General features: G+C 34.2%; 5 protein-coding genes. 2 read left to right on the top strand and 3 right to left on the bottom strand.

The window, feature by feature from the left end:
* On the bottom strand, positions 1-4,226 hold a 4,226-nt coding region (locus IJL02_RS05870; protein WP_292812844.1), incomplete at its 3' end, for a right-handed parallel beta-helix repeat-containing protein.
* Positions 4,227-4,382: 156 nt separating this feature from the next.
* Positions 4,383-6,338, bottom strand: a complete 1,956-nt coding sequence (locus tag IJL02_RS05865) for a nitrous oxide reductase family maturation protein NosD (protein ID WP_292812839.1) — start codon at positions 6,336-6,338, stop codon at positions 4,383-4,385.
* Between the two features lie 399 nt (positions 6,339-6,737).
* Between IJL02_RS05865 and IJL02_RS05860 the strand changes: the two genes are divergently transcribed.
* Positions 6,738-8,558, top strand: a complete 1,821-nt coding sequence (locus IJL02_RS05860; RefSeq protein ID WP_292812836.1) for a hypothetical protein — start codon at positions 6,738-6,740, stop codon at positions 8,556-8,558.
* 255 nt (positions 8,559-8,813) lie between these two features.
* Complete coding sequence (locus IJL02_RS05855; RefSeq protein ID WP_292812831.1) at positions 8,814-10,730, top strand: right-handed parallel beta-helix repeat-containing protein; 1,917 nt, start codon at positions 8,814-8,816, stop codon at positions 10,728-10,730.
* A gap of 211 nt (positions 10,731-10,941) precedes the next feature.
* Here the strand turns inward: IJL02_RS05855 and IJL02_RS05850 are convergent, their stop codons facing one another.
* A complete protein-coding gene (locus tag IJL02_RS05850; RefSeq protein ID WP_292812826.1) occupies positions 10,942-11,919 on the bottom strand; it encodes an acyltransferase in 978 nt (325 codons plus the stop codon).
* Positions 11,920-12,062: the final 143 nt, after the last annotated feature.

Below are 12,062 nucleotides of genomic sequence, written 5' to 3'. Positions count from 1 at the left end.
TTTGTTTTTATTAGTGCTGCTCCGGCTAGTTTTTCTGCGGTGTTGTTGTTGATTTTGTTGTTTGTTATTGTTGCTGTGTCTCCGGTTAGGTAGATTGCTCCTGCGCTGTCTCCTGCTGTGCATGTGTTTATGTTGTTGTTTGTTATTTGTGTTTGTTTTCCGTTGGTGTAGATTGCGCCTCCGCTTGTTTTTGAGCTGCTTTTGGTTATGTTGTTGTTGGAGATTGTGTTTTCATTTCCGTTTATGTTTATTGTTCCTCCTGCTCCGGTGGTTGCTTTGTTTTGGTTGAATGTGTTTTTGTTTATTGTTATTGTGTTTGCTGTGATGTATAGTGCTCCTCCGCTTTGGGCTTCATTTTCATTGAAGTTGTTTTGTGTTATTTGTCCTGTGTTTGCGTTGTCGTATCGGATTGCTCCTGCTACGTTGTTTGCTGTGTTTTGTGTGAAGTTGTTTTGTGTTATTGTGTTGTTGTTTCCTTCAATGTATAATGCTCCACCTGTAACCTTTGCGTTGTTTTGTGTGAAAATGTTGTTTTTGATTTCTGTGTTGTTTGATTTGATTTGTAGTGCTCCTGCTAGGTTGTTTGCTTGGTTGTTGGTGAAGTTATTTTTCTCGAGGGTAATTTTTTCACCTTCGATGTATAATGCTCCTCCAGAGGTTTTTGCAATATTGCCTTTGAATGTGTTGTTTTTGATTTGTGCGTTGTTGGTTTTTATTAGTGTTGCTCCTGCTAGTTTTTCTGCGGTGTTGTTGTTGATTTTGTTGTTTGTTATTGTTGCTGTGTCTCCGGTTAGGTAGATTGTTCCTGCGCTGTCTCCTGCTGTGCATGTGTTTATGTTGTTGTTTTCAATGGTTGCTGTTTTTCCGGTTAGGTATATTGCGCCTCCGCTTGTTTTTGAGCTGCTTTTGGTTATGTTGTTGTTGGAGATTGTGTTTTCATTTCCGTTTATGTTTAGGGATCCTCCTGCACCGAGGGTAGCTTTATTTTCATTGAATATATTTTTATTAATGTTTATTTCGTTTCCTGTGATGTATAGTGCTCCTCCGCTTTGTGCGGTGTTGTTGTTGAAGGTATTTTCTGATATTTCTCCAGTGTTTGCGTTGTCGTATCGGATTGCTCCTGCGAGGTTGTTTGCTTGGTTGTTTGTGAAGTTGTTTTGTGTTATTGTGTTGTTGTTTCCTTCAATGTATAGTGCTCCACCTGTAACTTTTGCATTGTTTGATTTGAATTCATTATTTTTAATTACTGTATTGGAGGCTTTAACCTGTAGTGCTCCTGCAAGTTGTCCTGCTGTATTTTCAATGATTTTGTTGTTTGTTATTGTTGCTGTGTCTCCGGTTAGGTAGATTGCTCCTGCGCTGTCTCCGGCTGCGGATGTGTTTATGTTGTTGTTTGTTATTTGTGTTTGTTTTCCGTTGGTGTAGATTGCGCCTCCGCTTGTTTTTGAGTTACTTTTGGTTATGTTGTTGTTTGTTATTTGTGTGGAGTCTCCTTGTATGTTTATTGTTCCTCCTGCTCCGGTGGTTGCTTGGTTTTCGTTGAACGTGTTTTGAGTGATGTTTATTTTATTTCCTGTGATGTATAGTGCTCCTCCGCTTTGTGCGGTGTTGTTGTTGAAGTTGTTTTGTGTTATTTGTCCTGTGTTTGTGTTGTCGTATCGGATTGCTCCTGCGAGGTTGTTTGCTTGGTTGTTTGTGAAGTTGTTTTTGGTTATTGTGTTGTTGTTTCCTTCAATGTATAGTGCTCCTCCAGTAACGTTTGCGCTGTTTGATGTGAATTCGTTGTTTTTGATGTTTGCATTAACGGATTTAACTTCCAGTGCTCCTGCAAGTTGTCCTGCTGTATTTTCAATGAATTTGTTGTCTGCAATTGTTGCTGTGTCTCCGGTTATATATGCTGCTCCAGCACTTTCTTCGGCATTACATGAATTTATGATGTTTCCCATTAGTTTGGTTGTTTCTCCTTCAATGTATATTGCTCCACCACTTGTTTTGGAAGTACTTTTTGCAATTTTATTGTTTGAAACCATGGTGAAGTTACCTTTAATGTTTAGGGATCCTCCTGCTCCAAGTGTGGCTTTATTTTCATTGAATATATTTTCAGTAATGTTTATTCCATTGCCTGAAATGTATAGTGCTCCTCCACTTTGGGCTTCATTTTCATCAAAGTTGTTTTTAATAATTTCGCCAGTGTTGTATTCACTATCCCATCTTATTGCACCACCAAGGAGGTCAGCATGGTTGTTGGTGAAATTATTGTTTTTTACTGTGATGTTTTCACCTATTAGATATGTTGCTCCTCCAGATACTGTTGCGGTGTTGTTTTTGAATTCGTTATCTGTTATTGCACTGTTGTCGGAGGATAGTTGTATGGCTCCTCCAAGTTGTCCTGATTTGCAGTTTATGAATTTGTTTTCACTGACTGTTGCGGATTTGCCTGTGATGTATGCTCCACCGGCATTTTCATTTGCATATCCGTTAATGATGCTGTTATTTACAAATTTAGTGAAATTGCTTTCGATATAAATTGCTCCTCCACTTGTATTGCAGTCGCTGTCTGTTATGGTGTTTTGGGAGATGATTGCATTATCTCCTTTTATGTTTAGGGTTCCTCCGGCCCCTGCTGTGGCGGTATGGTTAGTGAATTGATTTTTGTAAATGGTTATGCTGTTACCGTCAAAGTATATTGCTCCTCCACTTTGTGCGTAGTTGTTTTCGAATTTGTTTTCGCTGATTTCTCCTGCGGTTGTGTTTCCGCCCATCCATCTGATAACTCCACCAATGAGGTCAGCATGGTTGTTGGTGAAATTATTGTTTTTCACTGTGATGTTTTCTCCGTCAAAGTATGCTACTCCTCCGGATATATTTGCACTGTTTTTAATGAATTCGTTGTTTGTTACCATGGAATTGTTGGTTCTCAGTTGTATGGATCCTCCAATCATTCCTGCGGTGTTATTAATGAATTTGTTATTATTGATGGTTGTGCCTTCTCCGGTTACGTATGCTCCTCCCGAACTTTCCAAAGCTGTGGTGTTAATTATGTTGTTATTAATTATTGTGGTGAAATTTCCTTCAACATATATTGCTCCTCCACTAGTGTTGGCGAAGGAATTTGTTATTGTGTTGTTTGAAACGATTCCATAGTTTCCTTTAATGTCTATAGCTCCTCCAGCATATTTAAATGCATCGCAGTTGTTAAATGTGTTGTTGAAGATGTTTATTCCATGACCTAAAATGTATAGTGCACCTCCACTTTCAGCAGAACTGCCTTCAATTATGTTTCCTATAATGTTTCCCATGGTAGAGTTTCCACCATTCCATCTCATTACTCCCCCAAGGGTTTGTGAATAATGGTTTGTGAAGTTATTGTATGATACTGTACAGTTTTCACCTGACATACTTATTGCGCCACCACGGCCACCGTCCGGGTGACCTCCTACATAATTAGAGTCAAATACATTGTTTGTTATGATATTTCCAATACCCATCTCAGCTACAATTGTTCCTTCCATGTCTATTGCTCCGCCGTCACGGCCAGCTTTATTGCTTTTAAATGTGTTGTTGCTGATTAGAATATTGTGGCCTAATGCAGTGATTCCACCACCAAGTGTCAAATTTGCAATGTTGGCTGTAAATATGTTATTTGTTATTGTCTGGAAGTCTCCTTCAATACGGATTCCGCCCCCACTTGTTGGAGCATAGTTGTTTTCAAATGTGCTGTCAACTATTGTACAATGACTTGACCTTATATAAACGGCACCACCAATATTACCTGTTGTAGCTTTATTGTCTCTAAATGTACAATTTTGCAGAGTAAGATAGTCTGTACCTGGCTCTGCACGAATTGCTCCTCCGGCGGTTCTCTCACCATTAATAAAAATTAGATTTTTAATCACGACATTGGTGATATTTTCTCTGATTTGAAGTATTCCTGAACCGTTACCGTCAAAGGTATAGCCTTTACCGTCTAATGTTATGCTTTTATCGATTACAATTCCTCTGGCATATTTCTCATTGTTTGAATAATTGCCTTCTATTTCAATTACGTCTCCCTCTTGAGAATTTTGAATTTGCTTTTGCAGTTCATCAAAACTTTTATACTCGACTGTCATGTCGTTTGTTGCAGTTACATTAATATTTTGTGAGGTGTCTTCAGCTGAAACCGCACTGACTGATATAAAAAACAGAATCAATATTAATGAAATCAGTTTTATATTTAACTTCACATTTTCACCTTAACTTAATTATTAATTAAATAATAATATGGTGAAAATTATTTATTAACTATTACTATTTGATTTTGCAACGTTTTTGAAGTTTTGAAAATGGTGAACATCGGTTATGTTGAAAAAAAAGAAAAGAAAATAACTGTATTAAAACAGTTATTTGATTTTTATTGTTCCTTTTTTGCTTAAACTATTGTAGTATGTGTCTCCGGCAAATTTAACTGTGTATTTGTAGGTTCCTTTTTTGGTCAGTTTAACGTTGATTGTTACTTGGCCTTTGGAGTTGGTGGTTGCTTTGTATGTTTTTTTGTTGATGGTTAATGTGATTTTTTTCTTGTTGAGTGCTTTGTTGTTTGTTGATTTGAGTGTTATTGTTATTTTTTTGGTTTTTGCGGATTTTTTGAAAGTGTTTGTAGGGGTTGTTAGTTTAACTTTGGTTTTTTCCCATCTTTCGGTGTTGGTTTTTTTAGGGGAGTATGTGTTTCCTGAAAGTTTTTTAAGTTCTCCGCTGCCGTAGATTGCAAATCCTACTTTTGCAGTATTTCCGGTGAATTTATTTTTAGTTATGACTCCATCGTTTCCGCTAAACCTCACTGCTCCGCCAACGCTTTGGGTTCCTGCCTTATTTTTTGTGAAAGTGTTGCTGTCCAAGGTTATTTTTGCACCTTCAATGTATGCTGCTCCGCCGGATGATTTTGCAACATTTCCTGAAAACTCATTATTCTTAATGTTTGCGCTGCTGGATTTGATTTGCACAGCACCTCCAAGTTTTTCTGCAGTGTTGGATATGAATTTGTTGTTAGTGACTGTTGCTGATGCGCCGGTAATGTATGCTGCTCCTCCGCTGCTTGCCGCACTGCAGTGATTAATATTGTTATTCATTATTTTGGCGGATTTGCCGGCAACATATATTGCACCGCCACTTGATTTAGTGCTGCTTTTTGTAATTTCATTGTATGAGATTACTGAGTAGTCACCATTGACGTTTATAGCGCCTCCTGCCCCTGCAGTAGCTTTGCTGTCCTTGATTGTATTTTTAGAAATGGTAATTCCGCAACCGGTAATGTATATTGTCCCTCCGCTTTGGGCATCATGGCCTTCAAATAGGTTTCCAACAATTTTGCCGGAATTTGAACTTGCACCGGTCCATCTTATTGCCCCTCCAAGTATATCTGCATGGTTGTTGGTGAAGTTATTATAAGATATTTCACAATTTTGACCCATAATACTTATTGCTCCACCATATGCTTCTTTTTTTGAACTTGAAACTCTGTTTGAGTTAAATACATTGTATGAAATAACATTTCCAGTACCAAGTTCTGCTACTTTAGTTCCTTCAATATCAATTGCTCCACCGTCACGGCCAGCAAAATTTTCTGTAAATATGTTGTTTAGAATCTTGTTATTGTGTCCCAATACATTTATTGCACCGCCCAAGCTTTTTTCAGCTTTATTTGCAGTGAAAATGTTATTTGATATAGTGTTCCCATCTCCTTCAATACGGATTGCACCTCCGCTACTTGGTGCAAAATTATTTTCAAAGGTACTATTGAGTATTGTACAATGGCTAGCTTTTATGTAAACCGCTCCTCCAACATTGCTTGTTGTTGCTTTGTTGTTTATAAATGTACAATTTTCAACAGTAAGGTAATCTGCACCCGGATCCACCAACAATGCGCCGCCGCAACCTTTCACACCATTTACAAATTTAATGTTTTTAATCACTACGTTAGTAAGTCCTGTTTTGACAAATAATATTGCTGCTTTGTTGTCTCCATCAAGGGTATGACCTTTGCCGTCCAGAGTTAAGCTTTTGTCAATTTGATTTCCCCACTCTGCTTGTCTTGTAGTGTTTTCTGTAAATATGTAGTCGCTGTCCAGTTCAATTGTGTCTCCTTCTTTAGCATTCCAGATTAATCGTTGAAATTCATTAAAATCTTTAGGACTGTTTGCATCTGCCTCATTAGCAGTATTTATGTCTTCATCAATATTGTCTTGGGTATCATCACCAATAATTTCATCAGTTTGTGCAGCATCATATGCAGAAACTGCACTGACGGTTATGAAAAATAGGAGTAATATTAATGGAATTAATTTTAAATTAATCTTCATTTTATTTCCCACCAAAATTATTATTTAATGTTTAATTTGTGGTAAATGATATTTATACATTTTTTTGATTTTTGGTTAAATTATCGTAAATTCAGTAGTTCTATCCGTTCGGGCAAGTCTGAATTCTCTACTCCTCGCATTAGTAAAATTGTTGTTATTTCTCTTGGATTCAGGTTTTGTTTAAGTGTGTTGGTGGTAATTCGGGAATTGTTGATTTTAGTTTGCATACTTTTCCATTGCATCTGTTGGAAGTGTTTTTATTTGTTCTGTATCGTTGGTTATATTTTAAGTAAAATTTATATTCTTTATAAATGAAATCTATATTTAATGTTTTTCACGGTTTTTGCTTGTTAGCAAAATTTCAATAATCGCTGAAAAAATTAATTACGGATGATATTTATGAATATTCATGAAAATAAAGAACTAATTGGAAAAATCCTATTTATAATAAGTATTGGATTTTTGATTTATATGTTGATAACGCCTATAAATCACTTTTTCACACATGTTGACGAATATTTCACGCTTTCGGCTATTAAATTTCCATTTATGGACATGATTACCATTTTGGCTAATGATTGCCACCCTCCACTACATTATATCATGGCCAAATTGTGGGTTAATCTATTTTCAGTTCTCGGAATTGGGTCTGAACTTTTTGTTCTAAAGACTCTTTCAATACTTTCGTATGCGCTATGTCTTGTTGTTTCATTTTTTAAAATTAGAAAGGAACACGGATGGTTGGCTGCAGGGTTATTTTCTTTATCATTAATGTTAATGACTGAATTTTTCGCTTGGTTTTTGACCGGAAGAATGTACGGTTGGGCAATTTTATTCCTGGCATTGACATTTGTGTATTATATGGATGTTATACAGAATTTTGATAAAAAATCATTTGCTCTTTTTACAGTATTTTCAGTTGCAAGTATTGCTACCCATTATTTCGCCCTTCTGTCAGTAGCGTGTATGTATTTATTTGTTTTCATTTATATGATTAGATATGATAAATTAGATAAAATAAAGTATTTCATACTTTCTGCAGTTGCTGCAGTTCTTTTATATTCCCCTTGGATTCCATATTTATATTATCAGCTGTTTGGCGTTAAAAACGCTTTTTCAATTTCCGCATTGACTTCGGATACTGTGATTTCCGCTTTTTCATTCTTTGCTTATTCAAATTTGATTCCGGGGATTGTATTTTGTGTAATTTTAATTGTTTTAATGGCACTATTTATCATTGACTCAAAAGATTGGGATGATTTGACCCGTTTTTATATTTTAACAGGACTTGGCGTTTATATTGGAACAATAATTATTGCCGTTGGCATATCCATTGTATATAAACCAATTTTACGTATAAGATATCTATTGCCGGCAGCTGCGGTCATGTGGCTGGCACTGTCAATATGTTTAACAAAGATTAAGGATAAAAAAAGATTTTACATTTCAACTGCTTTAATAGTTTTCTTACTTTTAAGTGGAGCTGTTAATGTTTTAGACACTAATAAAACTTTCTATGATGATGGAATTGTGCAACAGGAGATTTTTGATCAGTTATCACAGGATAATGCAGTTGTTATTGCTCGTCCTTCAGTATTCAGTTTGATATTTGCCAATCAAACGGACATGTATGCTCATCATATAGATGATTGGCGTGGTGTAAGTACGGATAAGGTTCATCAATACTTCGATTTCAAAGATATAGAACGTGAGGATATTCCTACTTTCATTAAAAACAATACTGATAAGGAAATTTATCTGATAGATTGGAAAGAACCGGATTACGATGGTATTACCACCATGTCTGTTTTTAACTACTATACTCTTGATTTCTCAAAGGTACTTAATTTCAATTCAACAGTCGCTATTGGCAATAACGGTACTTCAAAAGTTTCAATACCTAATGGCTTTAAGGTTACTAAATCTTCAGAAAATAGTGTGACAGTCACTGATGGTAAGAATAATTATACTATCGCGGAAGTGAATGACACTATGGATTCCGTATTTAAGGACTACTATCAAAAACATAAGAACCATAAGGTAACTGAAAAGTCATTTGATGCGGGCAATGTCACTGTTAAAGCTTTAGTATTGGAAGTTGATGGAAAATATATCCATACAAATTATTTCTATGAGAAAAATGGAAAGCTTTATCAGATCTATCCTCAAGGTGATGATAGTAAGAATCTATTAAAAGGATTTGTAAGTTCAACATCATAATTGTGTTTCATGGACTCATTTATTTATGTGCAATTAATCGCATCTTCTAAATAATGAACATGTCCATTAAACACTTTTTTTTTCTTTTTTTTCATTGTAAATTTACTTATTTTAAATATTATTCTTTAAAAATAGTTCATTATTTGGAAATAAGTTTTTAAAGTTAATTTATGGGTAATTAACGAGTGTCAGGTTTTAAAATTAAAATATAAATAGCACTTATATTTATATAATAATATAAGCCTTGGTGGAAATATGAAATTTTATTTAAAATTAATTTTATTGCTATTAATTCTATTTTTTATATCAATTGCCGCAGTTTCTGCCGAAAATACAAGTCGGATAGATGGTGGTGACAAAAATATTATTGATAATATAGAAAATGACCCTATAACTCAACCTAAAGGATTTAATGAATTGCAGCGACAAATCAGCAACTGCGCTCCAGGAAATACAATTGAATTGGATGATGATTATGTATTTGATTGTATTCGTCCTAATGGAATTGCGATTGACAGGACTTTAACTTTAGATGGTAAAGGACACACCATTGATGCGAACAATTCATCAGTCTTTTACATCAAAAAAGGAATTACTCATGTAACTTTTAAAAATACAATATTTATAAATGCTGAAAAAAGCTGTGGGGGAGCAATCTTTGCAGATAATGGGTCGGATTATCTTACTATAACAAACTGCACTTTCATTAATAATCGTGCAACGACCAGTAATGTTGGCGGTGCAGTGTATATAAAAGCCAGTTATTGCACAGTAACCGATAATTATTTTGAGAATAATTCTGCAAGAACTAGTGGTGGGGCAATGCGTATTGAAGGAAACGATCAAATAATATCAAATAATATTTTCATTGGAAATAAAGCAGTAGGAATCCTTGGCGGTGCAATCAATGCATTAGGTCACAACATTCAGATTTTCAACAATACATTTACAGGAAATGTTGCTGGTCGTGACGGTGGTGCTATAGACATTGAAGGAACCGTTGTTGCCGAACATGGTACTGGATCAATCATAACAAATAATGTATTTGACTCCAATAGGGTATCGGGCAATATAGAGGGGTCTCACGGTGGAGCAATAAGTATTGCAGGTCAAAACTGCACAATATCAAACAATAACTTCACGAATAATCATGCCGATGTCTTGGGGGGTGCGATTAGATGGAACGGTGTGGATTCAAATTCAGGCATAATTACTGGGAACATATTTGAAGGAAATGATGCCAGAAGCGGAGGTGCTATATATGATAACGGTTCCGGTTTGATCATTTCTAAAAATATCTTCATTGACAATCATGCCGTTGGGGGTGCTGGAGGAACTTTAGATATTAAAGGTTCAAATTTCCTGATTTCAGATAATTATATTACAAAAAGCAGTACCTCAAAAAGTGGAGGGGCAATTTACATTGACGGCAAATCTAATACTCTAATTAATAATTGCATCAGTATGTGTTATGCGGCTGAATGCAGTGGAGCAGTTTATCTGCGCGGAGATTCAGCAACAGTTATTAACAACAAATTCCTTAACAATGCTGCTGAAAGTATCGCAGGAGCAACTCTAATTAAATCAAGCAAGGCAATCATTAAAAATAATGAGTTTTCAGGAAATGTTGCAAAATCATCCGGCGGAGCAGCATACATTGAAGGTGCAAAAATAACTTTGGACAGCAACACTTTCACCAAAAATAAGGCAGGGGCCCAAAGCGTTGGCGGAGCGGTGAGGTTTAGCGGAAACGATGGAGTCATAACTAAAAATAAATTCATCGGAAATACTGCAAAAGTAGGATTTGCAATCTACGGCAGCGGAGAACTTAAAAAACTTTCAGGAAACACATACTCCCCTAAAAAAACCAACACTGAAAGATGGGAAAAAACCAAAGTTAAACTAACAACCCATACAAACACTTTCAAAAAATCCGCAAAAACCAAAAAAATAACAATAACACTCAAATCAGCAAACAACAAAGCACTCAACAAGAAAAAAATCACATTAACCATCAACAAAAAAACATACAAAGCAACCACAAATTCCAAAGGCCAAGTAACAATCAACGTTAAACTGACCAAAAAAGGAACCTACAAATACACAGTTAAATTTGCCGGAGACACATACTACAATAGTTTAAGCAAAAAAGGAACAATAAAAATCAAATGATTTTTTAAATATTCAATTAGTCCAGAGATGCTGAAGAACATTTAAAAAACTTAGAAAAATAGACTCCACAAAAAAGATAAAAATAAACATGATTGGATTTCAATCAATTCATTGCCAATCATGTCAAATCAACTAAAAAATTTTTAAATAATAACTTTTTTTTTTTGAATGTTTATAGAATAAATATTCAAAATCTTATCATATGATCTTTTTAAGTTTTCATAACAGAATATATAACTCCAGATATCAATGCAGTAATTACAAAAGCGATTACAGGTTCAAAATAACCTAGTTCTAATCCGAATTTTCCAAATAATTCTAAAACCATTAAATGTAAGATATACATTATAGCATATAAATTCTTTCCAATCCATCCAGTAATTTTAAAATTCAATTTATTTGGATTTTTTACACACCATATAAATAAACAAACAACAAAAATAATGATTCCAAAATATAAATCATGTTTGCCAACAACAAGTGTCTCAATTGTTGTGAATATTAAACTTAAAATCATTATGGCAATTAAATTAGAATTTGATAAAACACCAGTCACATTTTCTTTATTATCATGAATAAAATAACCTAATGTAAAAAATGGCAATCCCATAAACAAGAAATTTCTATAAATTTCAAAATCAATAGTCAATCCTAGAAACTGTGAGAGTTCACCGAGTAATAAATTACCTATTAAGAATATTGGAATATAAACATATAAACTATTAATATTAAAATTAAGTTTTCTAATGATATAAAACAATATATAACAATACAATAAAGCAGATATGAACCATAAAAAATCAGCTCCAGGAGTCAAATTAAATATAATATAGCCAAAAATTGAATCCAAACTAAATAATGAAATCACATCATTTAATCCAGTTAATTTGCCTATTAACAAGAAAAAAATAATATATGCTAAATTAGCTACAATGTATATTTTAACAAGACGAATAATTCTCATTCTATATTTGCTAAGTGCATAGTCTTCATTTTCATAATAACTAAAAAATCCAGAAATTAAGAAAAAGATAGGAACTGCAAATCTAGAAATGGCATCTATAACAGAACCTACTGAACTAACATGATAAAATCTACAGTGAATACAGATTACTGCAAATATGGCTATACATTTTATAATATTTAATGAATAATTGATTTCATTATCTCGTTTTTTTACATATTGCAATCTATCAACTCCATAAAATGGTACTATTTAGTATATATCTATGAATTATGAATTAAATAGTTATAGGTTTTTTCTTTAAAAGTTAATGCCATGAATGATAAAGTTATAGTCTGTCAAATACTTCAAGAGTACTATATAATCAG

Origin of the sequence: Methanobrevibacter sp., assembly GCF_017427765.1 — an archaeon.
In the GTDB taxonomy this organism is placed as follows: domain Archaea; phylum Methanobacteriota; class Methanobacteria; order Methanobacteriales; family Methanobacteriaceae; genus Methanocatella.
This window is presented reverse-complemented; position numbering and strand designations above follow the sequence as displayed.